The sequence below is a fragment of the Polynucleobacter sp. CS-Odin-A6 genome, from assembly GCF_018882095.1.
In the GTDB taxonomy this organism is placed as follows: domain Bacteria; phylum Pseudomonadota; class Gammaproteobacteria; order Burkholderiales; family Burkholderiaceae; genus Polynucleobacter.
This window is the reverse complement of record NZ_JACVPD010000001.1, coordinates 606,346-620,313: the sequence shown is the minus strand read 5'-3', so window position 1 is coordinate 620,313 and position 13,968 is coordinate 606,346. Positions and strand designations below refer to the sequence as shown.

The following is a 13,968-nucleotide window of genomic DNA, read 5'->3' as shown; positions in this document are numbered from 1 at the left end:
TCCACAAGAGAGATCGTCATGACAGTAGAAATGAACAAGCCCATACCTCAGTGTGCAGTCCCAGCAACATCAGGATTGATGTTTACGCCTGAGTCAGCTAAAGGCAAAAAACTGGTGATTTACTTTTACCCTAAAGATATGACTCCAGGATGTACAGCCGAGTCTGGTGAATTCCGTGACAATATTGAGGCCTTCACTAAGGCTAACACTTTGATTGTTGGTGTATCGAGGGATAGCCTTAAATCGCATGATAATTTCCGCAGCAAACTCGAGCTGCCATTTGAGCTCATTGCCGATACCGAAGAAACGCTCTGCCAGTTGTTCGGAGTCATGAAAATGAAAAATATGTATGGCAAGCAGGTACGTGGCGTTGAGCGCAGCACCTTCCTATTTGATTCCTCCGGCAAGCTCGTGAAAGAGTGGCGCGGCATTAAGGTAACAGGACATGTGACAGAGGTATTACAAGCTGCCCAAGACGCCAAATAATTTTTAAATTAATTTAATCTAGGGCGCTTGCAAAGCAGCAAATTTGGGGTAAAGTTGTTGATATGCATCGTAAACGACGGGAAAGTCTGACAATCCGTTTGACTCATCAGCCTGAATATCTCAAAACAGGCTCGGCAAACAACCCCCTCCGTTTTATCGATCGTTTTTCACCCAGTTTCGTTATAAACCGTCAATGCAATCTGCTTGACGGTTTTTCTTTTTAGGAGAGTCTGCATGCCATTGCCCCCAATCCCAACTCAAATTGCTGGCCAAGTAACCATTAGCACCAAGGACACCCCGAATTTAAAGAAGCGTCCCGCCCCAGCAAAGTCTGTTGTGATGGAAAGTCATTCGTCTGACTGGGCGACAGATTCTGAAGAAGATCTCTCTGCTGCTGAGAGGGCGCTTGAAAAGATTAAAGGGGAGCGCCACCCTGTAACAGGGCCTCATGAGCGCACTCAGAACAAAACCATCATCACCCCAGAAAAGCCCAAGCGGATGATCCGCACTGGCCCTCCTAGTCTATTCGTTTTGGACACCAATGTATTGATGCACGACCCCAGCTCCCTCTTCCGCTTTTCTGAGCACGACCTGTTCCTGCCAATGACTACGCTTGAAGAACTCGATAACCATAAAAAGGGTATGACTGAGGTTGCCCGCAACGCCCGTACAGTTAGCCGCTCCTTAGATCAGTTAGTCGCTGGCACTAGCGGCACCTTGGATGACGGTATTCCGCTCAATAAATTAGGTAATCAAGATGTATCTGGTCGCCTATTTTTCCAGACCAAACTGACTACGCAAGCTTTGCCAGAAGGTCTACCTGAAGGTAAAGGGGATAACCTGATTTTGGCCGTTGTCAGTGAACTGCAAAAGTCCCGCAAAGGCCAAGAAGTGGTCTTGGTATCCAAAGATATCAATATGCGGATTAAGGCTCGCGCCTTAGGCTTGCCTGCTGAAGACTATTTCAATGATCAGGTATTAGAAGATCGAGATTTAATGTACTCAGGCGTCATGACCTTACCAGCAGATTTCTGGCCAAAGCATGGCAAAGCGATGGAAAGTTGGGCTGATGGCAAATCCGGCACGATGTTCTATCGGATTACTGGCCCCAGCGTACTCGGCATGTTGGTGAATCAATTTGTCTACCAAGAAAATCCGGATGGCTCAACCCCGTTCTATGCTCAGGTAAAAGAGATCAACGGTAAGACTGCCCTCTTACAAACATTAAGGGATTTCTCGCACCAAAAAAATAATGTGTGGAGCGTAACAGCGCGCAATCGTGAGCAGAACTTTGCACTAAACCTGCTGATGAACCCTGAAGTCGATTTCGTGACATTACTCGGCCAAGCGGGTACTGGAAAAACCTTACTAGCACTCGCTGCCGGCTTAGAGCAAGTACTTGATAGCAAACGCTATAACGAAATCATTATTACGCGAGCAACCGTACCAGTAGGTGAAGACATCGGTTTCTTACCAGGCACCGAAGAAGAAAAGATGCAGCCATGGATGGGTGCCTTTGATGACAACTTAGAAGTGCTTCATCGCAATGAAGATAATGCTGGAGAATGGGGCCGTGCAGCTACACAAGAATTAATCCGCTCACGCATTAAGGTCAAAAGCATGAACTTTATGCGCGGCAGAACGTTTGTTAGTAAGTTTGTCATCATCGATGAAGCGCAAAACTTAACACCTAAACAAATGAAGACGCTGGTGACTCGTGCTGGTCCAGGAACCAAAATTATTTGCTTGGGCAATATCGCTCAGATAGATACACCTTACTTAACTGAAGGTTCTTCCGGTCTGACTTACGTAGTAGATCGCTTTAAAGGCTGGCGTCATGGCGGACATGTGACACTGGCTCGAGGAGAGCGTTCACGTCTTGCGGACCATGCTGCAGACGCACTCTAAGCCTTTCTTCTCATGCCGCACTCTCATGGGGTGCGGCATTTTTATTTGCATCCTGCTCACGCTTTCTGGCTGTAGCAACTTTGGTAGCAAGCCTAGCGCATCCAAGGTTGCTCAATTTAAGCAAGACACCAGCGTAGGAACCGAAGATATTTCGATTGCAGCAGTTGGATTAGTTGATGTGCCTTATCGCTATGGTGGCAACACCCCCAAGGGCGGATTCGACTGTAGCGGACTCATTGTCTATGTTTACAACAGGGCTGCTGGGATTAAGCTGCCACGCACTATTCAGCAAATGAGCAGCAAAGGTCAAAGTGTGGAGAATGAACCGCCCGCACCAGGCGATCTGGTGTTCTTCAACACGACAGGTGAAAAGTATTCACATGCTGGAATCTATGTCGGGCAGGGAAGGTTTGTGCATGCGCCTAGCGCAGGTGGAACCGTGCGTTTGGAGTACATCACCACCCCCTATTGGGCAGCTAGGTTTACTGAGGCGAGAAGGCTAACACCCTAATCCTTCGCTCTTCAGCTCATAGCGCTAACACTAAGTTCACAAAACAGGGAATCTTGGTTATATTGCCGTTTAGAACAACGCGTTCTATGAATTATTCACTTGGGAGTTACTCGCATGAAGAAAATCATCATCGCTTTAAGTATTGCACTGAGCTGTGCAATTCCTAGTTTTGCTTTTGCCGATCAAGCAGCCTGCGAAGCCAAAGCAGTCAGTAAAGAAGGTAAGCCTCTGTATGGTGCAGCCAAAGATGCTTCTATTAAGAAATGTATGAGCGGAGCTGCTGCAGATGCCAGCTGCGAAGCTAAGGCAGTGAGCAAGGATGGCAAACCCTTGTATGGCGCTGCTAAAGCTGCATCTATCAAGAAATGTGAAAGCGGCAAGTAATTTACTTTCATCTCGAACTAAAAAGCCTCGCAGTGCGAGGCTTTTTTATTGCTGCTTGTTACTTTTTCTTTTGAATTAGAACGGCTCATATCCACCAGAGGAATAACCAACTGATCCCATGGCCAAGTTATCGAACTTGGTATACGGACCTTGCCAACTAAGGCGCACAGTTCCAATGGGGCCATTACGCTGCTTACCAATGATGATCTCTGCCATACCTTTATCTTGTGTCGTATCCGGGTGATAGACCTCATCACGATAGATAAACATGATCAAGTCAGCATCCTGCTCGATCGCGCCTGACTCACGCAGATCTGACATGATGGGGCGTTTATTAGGGCGTTGCTCCAGGCCACGATTTAACTGAGATAAGGCGACAACAGGGCACTGTAATTCTTTGGCGAGTGATTTGAGTGAGCGTGAAATCTCAGAAATCTCGGTTGCACGGTTTTCAGAGCCAGAGCCACTCATCAACTGCAGGTAATCAATGACAACGAGGCCTAATGTCCCGCCAAAGTTACGCGCAATACGACGCGCACGGGCACGTAACTCTAGACTAGAAAGTGCCCCAGTCTCGTCAATCAAAATTTGGGTATTACTTAGACGGGCAATCGCGTCTGTCACTCGGGGCCACTCGTCATCCTGTAACTTGCCAGTTCGCATCCGACTTTGATCAACGCGCCCTACTGAGCCCAATAAACGGGATGCCAATTGCTCACCCGACATCTCCATAGAGAAAACAACCACTGGCAACCCTTCGGCCAGCGCTACGTTCTCTGCGATGTTAAGAGCGAATGCCGTGTTGTGGGTAACAACGTAATCATTAGTGATGTAGGTTCTGTCAGGATGACTAACAGAGATGCATTGCGCTTGTGCAACTCTAGATGGTTCAATGCTTTTAAATGACAGTCTGCGTTGACGATCCCAGCTTGCTCTGAGTCTTTCTTTCTTTTCAGGCAAAGTGAATGCCTGAAAACCTGGACCAAAGCTCATATTCAGAACATAAGCTAAGCGACCCTGCTTCTTTTCGCCTTGATAGGTATAGCTTGACTGTTTATTGGATATCGAGCAAAAGCCGCCTAAGGATCTAGCCAAGGTGGCTACATCTTCAGATAGTTGTTTACTAGTAGTGCAAAAACGAATGGAGCCCCACTTTTCAATCCACCCATCGGTATCCATCAATCCTTGAAATAAGGCGAGACGAGAAGTCTTATTCGCCTCCAAGTACTCAGTGGGAATATATTTATCAAAACTTCTACAGCCCAAAACACCCAAATCTTTCAAGGCAGCTCTAAAGTGATTAGTTGGAACTGCCTGTCGCTGGCCATTGGCAGCGATTCTATCTTTGGAAACTAAGCGCCAATCGTAAGCACTGGCATGGACTAACTCCATCTCATAACCAGCCAGCGCATTCATACGCTCTACGAGTTCAGTGGATTTGGTAGAGAACATCACGCTGCCATGAGACAGCGCTAAAGTTCCATCACCCAATAAAGCGCCAAACACCCATGGATGAATTGGTAATTTATTGGAATGGCCAAAATCTCCAGAAACAGGATCTATCCAAAGGCGATTCTGGTAGCGAACGCAGGAGAGCATCTCCATTAAACGCGCAGTGCTAATGACTTTAGGTGCATCCCAATCGCGGTACATCACACGCCATAAATGTTCATCACAACATTCAGCAGAACGACCATCAGAAAAAGTGACTTTATATATTTGCTTAATGCCTTGCGGATAAATGCCCGTGACCATGGAGTGCCGACCATCTGTAGAAGCAAGCCGATCACCAAAGCGCACATCCGCCATCAACTTCCAACCATCCACTGTTTTAATTTGGGCATCAAGGGGTTGGGCTTTACCCATCGATGGGCGACCCGCCACAATCACCAAGTCGCCCTTTTGCAGGCCACTAGTTTGTTTATCAAGATCAATGAAGCCAGTAGCAATACCGGTGATATCGCTACCGCCTTGGCGGTTATAAAGCTCATCAATACGAGCGACAACGGTTTTGAGTAATGGTTCAATTTCCAAGTAATCGGCTTTTCGACTACCCTCTTCACCGATTTGCAAAATGCGGGACTCGGCTTCGTCCAACAGTGTTCTTACTGAACGGCCTTCTGGAACAAAGGCAGAGTTCACAATATTGTCAGAGACCTCGATCAAGCGACGCAGAATACTGCGATCTCGCACAATATCGGCATAGCCTTTAATGTTCGCTGCACTCGGAGTGCTTTGCGCTAAGGAATTGAGGTAATCAATCCCCACTAAATCGCCACCCTGCTCTGACTTCACAGCCTCATGGACAGTAATTACATCAGCAGGATGATTGTCACCAACTAAACGCTGAATGACCTTATAGATCAGAGCATGTTCAGGACGATAGAAATCTTTATCAGTTAACACGCCACCCAGACGATCCCAGGCTGTGTTATCGATCAGTAGACCGCCGAGCAAAGATTGCTCGGCTTCTACAGAATGCGGCGGTACTTTTAAGGCCTGCACGACTGCATCCCCAGAACCCATCATGCCAGGAGCTGACATCATAGAGCGTGAGCGGGATTCAGCCATGAGGCTAATGATTAATTAAAAAACCAACGATCTAAAACTTACGCTTGCTCGCCAACGACACGGACAGTGATATCAGCCACCACATCGGTATGAACAGCTACCGCTACAGGGTGATCACCAACCATCTTTAATGGGCCAGTAGGCATACGTACAGAGGCTTTTTCAATTACAAAGCCCTTGGCTTTCAGTGCATCAGCGATGTCATGGTTGGTTACAGAACCAAACAAACGACCGTCAACACCGGCTTTTTGACCGATTTCAAGAACCAAGTCTTTGAGCTTTGTGCCAACCGCTTCTGCAGCAGCCAATTTCTCAGCAGCCAATTTTTCCAACTCAGCGCGACGAACAGCAAAATCAGCAATCGCTGTTTCAGTTGCGCGACGGGCTTTACGTTGTGGGATTAGGAAATTACGAGCGTAACCGTCTTTAACACGAACGATGTCGCCGAGGTTGCCCAGGTTGATTACTTTTTCTAGAAGAATGATTTGCATTGAGGGCTCCCAATTATTTCTTATGTTGATCGGAGAATGGCAATAAAGCCAAATAACGAGCACGCTTGATAGCAGTGTCTAACTGACGCTGATACTTTGCTTTTGTGCCTGTCAAACGCGCAGGAGTAATCTTGGCGTTCTCGCCAATGAAGTCCTTCAATGTATCTACGTCTTTGTAGTCAATCTGTTCTACGCCAGCAACAGTGAAACGGCAATAACGCTTACGCTTGAACAGTGGGTTCTGAGCGGGTTTCTTTTTGAAATCGGGTTTCTTTCCAAACGCCATGATGATTTCCTCTTTAATTTTTCAATTGAATATGGGTGATATGGAAAACCAGTCTTTGATTACGTAAAGTCTTGGGTGCTAAGAATCCTTCGAACACTACCTGGGTACCTAAATCCATTTGCTCCAAGCCCTTTTGTATTGGGCCGATTGCGATGGCTTCAACACTCATCTGAATTTTCCTGGCTGCTCCTACTTCGCTTACTTCGCCGCTATGTTCTAGCTGGCAATGCATCACGGGTATTCCGGCCGGTGTAAATCGAATCGCGTCTTTAGATACCAAGAATGCAGTGAGGGTGAAATGATTCAACGCCGCTCCGTCACTCTGATCCGTTTTCTAGTCTGTATATTCCTCTTCAAATTTCTAACTTAAGCTGTTACTACAGGAGCTTCAGTTTGAGCAGATTTACGCGCTTCTTCACGCTGCACTTCTTTCATCATGATGGAAGGCTCTGATTCCGCTTTCTTAGTCTTGATAATGAGGTGACGCAAAACAGCATCGTTAAATTTGAACGCATGCTCAAGCTCTTCCAGAGTTTTCTGGTCGCACTCAATGTTCATGCAAACGTAGTGGGCTTTAGCAAGTTTGTCGATCATGTAAGCCATCTGACGACGACCCCAATCTTCAATACGATGAACTTTGCCGCCAGCAGCTGCTAAGGTCGCTTTGTAGCGATCAATCATTGCAGGTACTTGCTCGCTTTGGTCCGGATGGACGATAAAAACGATTTCATAATGACGCATCTAACACTCCTTAAGGATAAAGTCACCTGAGCGTCTTGCTAACTTCCGATGGTTTTAAAGTTAGCGCCAGTGTGACAAGGTAGTAACAAATTGTAGGTAAAACTAACTACAGGTATTTACTGCTTTTAATTCCTTACCGAATCTCCGGTAAGTCCGCTATTCTAGCAAAAAAATCCTGCCAAGTCAGGGGTTTACCAGCTAAATTTGTTTGTTTAGCTGCATACAGGGCCAATTGAAGTGCAATTCGTGCTCTAGGCGCAGTGAGAGGACCAGAAGCGCGACATCCCACAGCATCTACCTCGGGGATATTAGCTAAGGTGGCGCCAGCACCCGTTCTGGTCGTTCTCACCAAAGCGATGCCTTGAGCCATTGCCCGCTCTAAAGGGGCCGCCCATGCATCATGAAAGCCCCCATGTCCCGATCCAGCAATGACGAAGCCCTGAACATTGCTCGCGAGCCACTGAATAACAGTTTCAGGGCGGGCTCCCGCATGGCTGGTCAACACCTCAACCCATGGCCACTCGCCTACTGGGGGAATAGGTAAATCTGCATTCCAAGCAGCCTGAACAGCCTTCACCCCAGAGAGCCAAGATAGATTGATCAAGCCCACTGGACTTGATGGAGAGTTCTGCAAAGGGGCATTCAGAGCGGTCGCATGACGTTTCGCCAAGTCCATGGCCATGCACACGCGCCCATCCATGACGGCATAAATACCTGCGGGGCAATTTTCAATTGCCATGGAGGCCCAACGCAGGGCATCGAGCAGGTTTTGCGGGCCATCAGCTCCCGGCGCGTTACTTGGGAGCATCGCGCCAGTCAAAATCACTCTTTTAGTGCAGGTCTGGGCTAAATTTCCACAAGTTGCTTGCAAAAATAGACCGGTCTCCTCGATCGTATCGGTACCATGGGTGATGACAAGTCCTTTGACCAATGGGTCTGCAAGGGCCTCTCTTACGGCAAGCCCCATCTCGGTGAGGTGGGAATCCATCAGGTTGCGGCTATTAATATTGGCTAACTGGTGTGAAACCAGCTTGATACCTTGTGGAATTGCGGATTGAACCTGGCTCAAGAGTGAATCCACTGCTACTTGGCCAGCCTGGTATTGAAGCGGATTCTCTTCAGGGTTTGGTGCAAGACCTGCAATAGTGCCACCCATACCTAAAACCAAAATATGGGGCGTATTTTCTGGAAAGCTGGGAATTGAACTCATTTATCTCATTATCCACGCCTAAATTGCTTGAATATTCAAATAGTGCTGTATACAATCACAGTATGGACATAAATACAGTCGATTTTCTGGAGGAGCTGACTATCCTCCCCAAGCTCACCTCAAGACAAGGTGAGATTTTGGAATTGATTACCAAGGCTATAGAGGTCAGTGGCTCACCTCCTACTCGTGCAGAAATTGCAACGCAGCTTGGATTTGCTTCAGCTAATGCCGCTGAAGAGCACCTGCGTGCTTTAGCAAAAAAAGGATATATTGAATTGACGCCCGGAACTTCTCGCGGCATTCGTATTCCACAACGATTTAATCAAACCCACAATCCCAATAAATATCGCCAGATGTCTTTGCCTTCTGGCGCACTTCAACAACTGACATTGCCACTTATTGGTCGAGTTGCTGCAGGCTCTCCCATCATGGCAGTAGAGCATATTGAAAAACAAGTAGCCATTGACCCCAGTTTATTTAGTAAAGGTGCTGATTACTTATTAAAGGTAGTAGGAATGAGCATGCGCGATGCCGGTATTCTCGATGGGGACTATCTCGCCGTGAGGAAAACTTCCGAAGTACGGAACGGCGATATCGTCGTTGCACGCCTAGATGATGAAGTCACCGTTAAACGCTGGAACCAAAAGAAAACAGCGAATGGCACCGTGATTGAGTTACAAGCCGAGAATCCAGATTTCAAAAATATCTTAGTCGACAGTCGCCAACCGAATTTCGCAGTGGAAGGTCAAGCTGTTGGGCTCATCAGGGCTGGCGGTCTATAAACCCTAACCTCAAAAGCAAAAGGCCTCCATGCGAGGCCTTTTTTAATTACTAAGCTTTATTGACCCGTCTTTTTCAGCGTGCTATTTTTTACTTGGGGCAACCACGTTTGCATTCTTCGGCGATGCAGTAATAGTAATCATCGTTTTGGGGCCCGAGAATGAACCTTCAGTTAATTCTATAGTAGATGTGCGATCACCTTTTGTGAAAACCAAAATGCTAGTCTTGGATTTAACAGCACTCACTGTAGTCCAGCCAGCCTTTGGGTATTCCGCTTGGAAGAAGGCATAAATATCAGTTGGGGTTTGAACGCCAGAAAGCACCACTCGACCAACCCAATTATCGCCACGGCCAATAATGAGCGATTCAGAGCCGATCATTTTCGATGCTGCAGGCAATGGCATGTCGCCCAAGAGTTGCGATTGAATTTCCTGGACTTCGCTAGGGGTGCCTGTTGGTGAATCTCCTGAGGATGCGCAAGCACCTAAAAGGAGAGATAGCATTACTGCCGATGAGAAGGTTATAAGTCTTTTCAGTTCGTTCATGTTCGTACCCTAGCAATGAATTTGACTGCGCAATATCTTCACGGTATTTTAGGTGAAACGCCACCAGGGTCAATCTAAATCACTGGAGGCGCGTGAGGGAATCGAACCCCCGTACGAAGCTTTGCAGGCTCCTGCCTAACCACTCGGCCAACGCGCCATATATCCATAATCAAAAATGGGAAGCTTTTGAGGGCTTCCCATCGAACTTGGAGCGGGAAAGGAGGTTCGAACTCCCGACCTATACCTTGGCAAGGTATCGCTCTACCAGCTGAGCTATTCCCGCATAACAGGGCAGTAGTTTAGCAAACAATTGAAAGGAAGGCATTATTTGTTGTCAAGTCTAAAAACCAAGGATGCAATCAATTGTCTGCGCCCTTGTTTTCAATGGCTTCGCAGTCTTTATTAGGTCTTATCTACCAACTGCGGCAAGGCTTTCTTCATGTAATAAAACATAGACCAAAGGGTCAAAAAGGATGCAATCCAAATCAACCATGTACCTACTTGCGCGCAATTGAGCCAGCCAAATAAGGTGTCGTTTAATAATAAAAATGGAATGGCAATCAATTGGGCAGTCGTTTTGAGTTTTCCGACTAAATGAACCGCAACACTTTTACCAGCACCCAAAAGCGCCATCCACTCTCTCAATGCGGAGATGGTAATTTCACGGCCAATAATGATTAGGGCAACCCACACTTGCACGCGATCCATATTCAGCAGGACCAACAGAGCTGCAGCAACGATCAACTTGTCAGCCACCGGGTCTAAGAATTGCCCAAACGCCGACTCTTGCTTCATACGGCGAGCCAAGAAGCCATCTAACCAATCGGTTACCGCTGCCAAGACAAAAATAATGGTTGCTACCAGATTCTTATCAAAAGCCGTGAGCCAGTTACTCGGTAGATAAAACACGATGACCACCAGGGGGATAGCGGCTACTCGTAACCAAGTCAGGGCAATGGGCAGATTAAAAGGCATGGCGCAAGCATAAACCAATGTGCGTGTACTGGGAAATCAATGCATTTGCCGGTAGATTTGCTCTGCTAAAGCGGTAGATATTCCCTCAACACTAGAGAGCTCTTCAAGGGTGGCATTCGCAACTCCACGCAGACCGCCAAATCTAGCCAGCAATTTTTGTCGGCGTTTTGCGCCGATACCCTCAATTTCCTCTAACTGTGAAACGGTTCTCGCTTTTGCACGCTTAGCGCGCATACCGGTAATAGCAAAGCGATGTGCTTCATCACGGATTTGCGCAACCAGTAATAAGGCTGCACTATCGATGCCAAGTTCGAGCGACTTACGACCGTCTGCAAAGATGAGTGTCTCTAATCCAACCTTGCGCCCTTCCCCCTTGGCAACACCAATAATCAGACTGATATCCATCCCGAATTCAGAAAGTACTTGCCTTGCTATCTCGACCTGACCTTTGCCACCATCAATCAAAATTACCTGAGGCATCTTCTCGACAGGCAACTCTTGAAAATTGGCATAACGCCGTTGCAAGACCTGGCGCATTGCCGCATAGTCGTCGCCAGGGGTAATGTCATTAATATTGAACCGGCGATATTCGCTGGTCTGCATGGCATTTTTTGCATACACCACACAAGATGCTTGGGTGGCCTCACCAGAGGTATGACTAATATCAAAGCACTCAATCCGGAGTTGCTCAAGACTTTCCAACTCCAGCGCCAGGATATCCGCTAGCGCTCGGGCCCTAGCTAGCTGCCCACCAGTTTCCACTAGGCGCTTTGCAATTGCGATCTTGGCGTTTCCTTCCGCCATTACCAACCAATGCCGCCTTTGCCCTTGTGGCTGATGAAGGAAAGTAACACGCTTGCCAGCCTGGGCATTTAATAAATCATGCAAACCTTCTGGTGGAGCTTCTTCAGCAGATTCCTCTAACGCCGTTACATCATCACCTAGCTTTTTCAAAGGGTGGTTTAGGATGAGTACGGGTGGAATCAAATTGGTTGTTGCTTCACCATCACCAACCTTCTCTTCTAGATAATGTTGGGCGATAAACGCCTCTAGAATTTCAGTAGGAAGTGGCAGCGAACCGCCAGTGGAGCGCAAGCCTTTGGGGAAATAGGCACGATCTCCTAAATGACGGCCACCCCGAATCATCGCTAAATTAACGCAGACCACGCCTTCCACTTGGGCAACTGCAATCACATCGACATCACCCTCACCATCTGCTACGGTATCCATGGATTGTTGCTGCAACACACTAGAGAGATCAGCAATGCGATCTCTTAAGACGGCCGCCATTTCAAACTCCATTGCATCGCTATAGGCATGCATTTTCTTTTCTAGCTCGGTCAATACGCGACTGTGATCACCTTCCAAGAAGCGTGTTGCCTGAGCCACGTCTTGCCCATATTGCTCCACACTGAGACGTCCAACGCAAGGGGCGCTGCAACGATGAATCTGATGAAGCAAACAGGGCCGGCTGCGGTTCTTAAAGACCGAGTCCTCACAGGTCCTGAGGCGGAATACTTTTTGTAAGATCTGCACACTATTACGCACTGCCCAAGAATTAGGAAACGGTCCAAAGTAATGATTACGCTTATCAATCTTTCCACGATAAGAAGCCAATCTCGGAAACTGGTGGCCCGTGAGCATCACATAGGGATAGGACTTATCATCTCGGAAGAGAATATTGAAGGGAGGGGCTAACTCCTTAATGAGATTATTCTCTAAAATCAATGCTTCAGTTTCTGAGCGTGTTACTGTTGTTTCATAGCGGGCAATTTTTCCCACCATCAACTCTATCCGTGGTGAAAGCTGAGTCCGCTGAAAGTAACTAGATACCCGCTTTTTGAGGTTGCGTGCTTTGCCGACATACAAAATGTGTCCTGCCTCATCAAAGAAGCGATATACCCCCGGTAATCCGGGTAGCCGTTTAACATCCTGCTGAAGGGTTTCAAAAAGCGAATTACTCATGCGTTGGAATATTTTCTGTCAAATCATCGATAACTATGGTGATGCTGGTGTTTGTTGGCGTCTAGCGAGAAGCTTAACTAGCCTTCACAGCCAAGAGGTACGCATTTTTTGCGATGACCTGCCAACCCTTAATTTACTCGCTTCTGGCACCGATCCAGAAATCTTGCGCCGCATCGATCTCCAGCCTTGGGAAGCAAGCTATTGCAATAGCCGCCACCCTGTTCAAACTCCAGACGTGGTGATTGAGGCATTTGGGTGCGAATTGCCTGAGCGTTATGTTGCGGGACTACTCATTGCCCCCAAAAAACCGATCATGATTAATTTAGAGTACTTGAGTGCTGAACCTTGGATTGTAGATTTCCATCAGAAAGCCTCACCTCAGGCGCACGGTATTCCAAAATACTTTTTCTTCCCTGGCTTTCAGCCGGAAACGGGTGGCATCTTGATTGATCCGATACCCAACTTAGCCAACATCGACCCCGCTAATATTCCAGCAAGTCTCAGCGCCAGTTGGGAGCTGATGCGCTCAAATGCAAAACGCATTAGTGTATTTTGCTATCCAGGCGCTCCACTGTTAAGGTGGCTACAAGATCTGGGAACGCTAGGTGAAGATATCGATGTGATCTTGACTTATGGTCAGCTCGAGCAACTCCAGCTCAGCACCGGTCATCGCACTCAAGCTCTCAAGCTACCTGACTCCATTCAACTCATCTCCATTCCCTTTGTTTCTCAAGATGAATATGATTGGACTCTCTCGCAATGCGACTTCAATATTGTCCGCGGCGAAGATTCCTTTATCAGAGCCCAGTTGGCAGGCAAACCCTTTATTTGGCACATATATCCTCAAGAAGATCGCGCACATGAAGTTAAGCTCGCTGGATTTTTAGACCTCTATCTTGAAGAGGCATCCTCAGAGCTTAAACATGCGGTGATTGCTGCCATGACCTGGGCCATGCCTAATGAATGGTTTCAATCTATGGATAGCTGGAGTACCCATTCCAAGGCTTGGCATGCTGATTTACTAAATAAACAAGCCGATGGTGGCCTTGCTACCCGTCTAATGCGGTTTGTCGCCTGATCTTCTGGGGAATAAGCCCGCGGGCGGTTACAATCTT

General features: G+C 47.4%; 14 protein-coding genes, 2 tRNA genes and 1 pseudogene. 6 read left to right on the top strand and 11 right to left on the bottom strand.

The window, feature by feature from the left end; genetic code table 11:
- Positions 1–18: 18 nt before the first annotated feature.
- The 4 genes and pseudogenes from ICN15_RS03160 to ICN15_RS03145 all read left to right on the top strand — a co-directional run bounded on the left by ICN15_RS03160 (position 19) and on the right by ICN15_RS03145 (position 3,289).
- Positions 19–486, top strand: a complete 468-nt coding sequence (locus ICN15_RS03160) for a peroxiredoxin (protein WP_216201173.1) — start codon at positions 19–21, stop codon at positions 484–486.
- Between the two features lie 234 nt (positions 487–720).
- The gene (locus ICN15_RS03155; RefSeq protein ID WP_216201171.1) at positions 721–2,394 is read left to right on the top strand and encodes a PhoH family protein; all 1,674 of its coding nucleotides are present in this window, start codon (positions 721–723) and stop codon (positions 2,392–2,394) included.
- 25 nt (positions 2,395–2,419) lie between these two features.
- A pseudogene (locus tag ICN15_RS03150) lies at positions 2,420–2,902 on the top strand (C40 family peptidase); the annotation flags it as partial.
- Between the two features lie 117 nt (positions 2,903–3,019).
- Positions 3,020–3,289: a hypothetical protein gene (locus ICN15_RS03145; protein WP_216201170.1), complete on the top strand. Its 270-nt coding sequence runs from the start codon at positions 3,020–3,022 to the stop codon at positions 3,287–3,289.
- A gap of 75 nt (positions 3,290–3,364) precedes the next feature.
- On the opposite strand, the gene dnaB is transcribed toward ICN15_RS03145, so the two are convergent.
- The 6 genes from dnaB to ICN15_RS03115 form a co-directional block, all read right to left on the bottom strand.
- Positions 3,365–5,815, bottom strand: a complete 2,451-nt coding sequence (dnaB, locus tag ICN15_RS03140; protein ID WP_370625414.1) for a replicative DNA helicase — start codon at positions 5,813–5,815, stop codon at positions 3,365–3,367.
- 83 nt (positions 5,816–5,898) lie between these two features.
- A complete protein-coding gene (gene rplI, locus ICN15_RS03135) occupies positions 5,899–6,351 on the bottom strand; it encodes a 50S ribosomal protein L9 (protein WP_216201169.1) in 453 nt (150 codons plus the stop codon).
- A 13-nt stretch (positions 6,352–6,364) separates the two neighbouring features.
- Entirely contained in the window at positions 6,365–6,637 is a 273-nt protein-coding gene (gene rpsR, locus ICN15_RS03130; protein WP_011902267.1) for a 30S ribosomal protein S18, read from the bottom strand.
- A gap of 13 nt (positions 6,638–6,650) precedes the next feature.
- The gene (gene priB, locus ICN15_RS03125; RefSeq protein ID WP_216201167.1) at positions 6,651–6,944 is read right to left on the bottom strand and encodes a primosomal replication protein N; all 294 of its coding nucleotides are present in this window, start codon (positions 6,942–6,944) and stop codon (positions 6,651–6,653) included.
- 59 nt (positions 6,945–7,003) lie between these two features.
- On the bottom strand, positions 7,004–7,378 hold the full coding sequence (rpsF, locus tag ICN15_RS03120) for a 30S ribosomal protein S6 (protein WP_216201166.1): 375 nt from the start codon (positions 7,376–7,378) through the stop codon (positions 7,004–7,006).
- A 133-nt stretch (positions 7,379–7,511) separates the two neighbouring features.
- Positions 7,512–8,588, bottom strand: coding sequence for an asparaginase (locus ICN15_RS03115; protein ID WP_216201164.1), 1,077 nt, complete (start codon positions 8,586–8,588; stop codon positions 7,512–7,514).
- A gap of 62 nt (positions 8,589–8,650) precedes the next feature.
- Here ICN15_RS03115 and lexA point away from each other — a divergent pair, with 62 nt between their 5' ends.
- Positions 8,651–9,370, top strand: a complete 720-nt coding sequence (gene lexA / locus ICN15_RS03110) for a transcriptional repressor LexA (protein ID WP_216201163.1) — start codon at positions 8,651–8,653, stop codon at positions 9,368–9,370.
- 81 nt (positions 9,371–9,451) lie between these two features.
- Here lexA and ICN15_RS03105 read toward each other — a convergent pair whose 3' ends face one another.
- The 5 genes from ICN15_RS03105 to uvrC all read right to left on the bottom strand — a co-directional run bounded on the left by ICN15_RS03105 (position 9,452) and on the right by uvrC (position 12,853).
- The gene (locus ICN15_RS03105) at positions 9,452–9,913 is read right to left on the bottom strand and encodes a hypothetical protein (protein WP_216201162.1); all 462 of its coding nucleotides are present in this window, start codon (positions 9,911–9,913) and stop codon (positions 9,452–9,454) included.
- Positions 9,914–9,996: 83 nt separating this feature from the next.
- Positions 9,997–10,070 (bottom strand) — tRNA-Cys (locus tag ICN15_RS03100).
- Between the two features lie 50 nt (positions 10,071–10,120).
- Positions 10,121–10,196: transfer RNA gene (locus ICN15_RS03095), tRNA-Gly, on the bottom strand.
- Between the two features lie 119 nt (positions 10,197–10,315).
- The gene (pgsA, locus tag ICN15_RS03090) at positions 10,316–10,888 is read right to left on the bottom strand and encodes a CDP-diacylglycerol--glycerol-3-phosphate 3-phosphatidyltransferase (RefSeq protein ID WP_216201161.1); all 573 of its coding nucleotides are present in this window, start codon (positions 10,886–10,888) and stop codon (positions 10,316–10,318) included.
- A 36-nt stretch (positions 10,889–10,924) separates the two neighbouring features.
- Entirely contained in the window at positions 10,925–12,853 is a 1,929-nt protein-coding gene (uvrC, locus tag ICN15_RS03085) for an excinuclease ABC subunit UvrC (RefSeq protein ID WP_216201159.1), read from the bottom strand.
- Between uvrC and earP the strand changes: the two genes are divergently transcribed.
- Positions 12,852–13,931 (top strand): elongation factor P maturation arginine rhamnosyltransferase EarP, encoded by a 1,080-nt coding sequence (gene earP / locus ICN15_RS03080; RefSeq protein WP_216201158.1) that lies wholly within the window; start codon positions 12,852–12,854, stop codon positions 13,929–13,931. The genes uvrC and earP overlap by 2 nt on opposite strands.
- The last annotated feature ends 37 nt before the right edge of the window (positions 13,932–13,968 follow it).

Coding starts and splice junctions, on each gene's coding strand:
- ICN15_RS03155 (WP_216201171.1), top strand. CDS start 721: ATGCCATTGCCCCCAATCCCAACTCAAATTGCTGGCCAAGTAACCATT.
- pgsA (WP_216201161.1), bottom strand. CDS start 10,888: ATGCCTTTTAATCTGCCCATTGCCCTGACTTGGTTACGAGTAGCCGCT.
- uvrC (WP_216201159.1), bottom strand. CDS start 12,853: ATGAGTAATTCGCTTTTTGAAACCCTTCAGCAGGATGTTAAACGGCTA.
- earP (WP_216201158.1), top strand. CDS start 12,852: ATGCGTTGGAATATTTTCTGTCAAATCATCGATAACTATGGTGATGCT.
- ICN15_RS03105 (WP_216201162.1), bottom strand. CDS start 9,913: ATGAACGAACTGAAAAGACTTATAACCTTCTCATCGGCAGTAATGCTA.
- ICN15_RS03145 (WP_216201170.1), top strand. CDS start 3,020: ATGAAGAAAATCATCATCGCTTTAAGTATTGCACTGAGCTGTGCAATT.
- dnaB (WP_370625414.1), bottom strand. CDS start 5,815: ATGGGTTCTGGGGATGCAGTCGTGCAGGCCTTAAAAGTACCGCCGCAT.
- rplI (WP_216201169.1), bottom strand. CDS start 6,351: ATGCAAATCATTCTTCTAGAAAAAGTAATCAACCTGGGCAACCTCGGC.
- ICN15_RS03115 (WP_216201164.1), bottom strand. CDS start 8,588: ATGAGTTCAATTCCCAGCTTTCCAGAAAATACGCCCCATATTTTGGTT.
- rpsR (WP_011902267.1), bottom strand. CDS start 6,637: ATGGCGTTTGGAAAGAAACCCGATTTCAAAAAGAAACCCGCTCAGAAC.
- ICN15_RS03160 (WP_216201173.1), top strand. CDS start 19: ATGACAGTAGAAATGAACAAGCCCATACCTCAGTGTGCAGTCCCAGCA.
- lexA (WP_216201163.1), top strand. CDS start 8,651: ATGGACATAAATACAGTCGATTTTCTGGAGGAGCTGACTATCCTCCCC.
- rpsF (WP_216201166.1), bottom strand. CDS start 7,378: ATGCGTCATTATGAAATCGTTTTTATCGTCCATCCGGACCAAAGCGAG.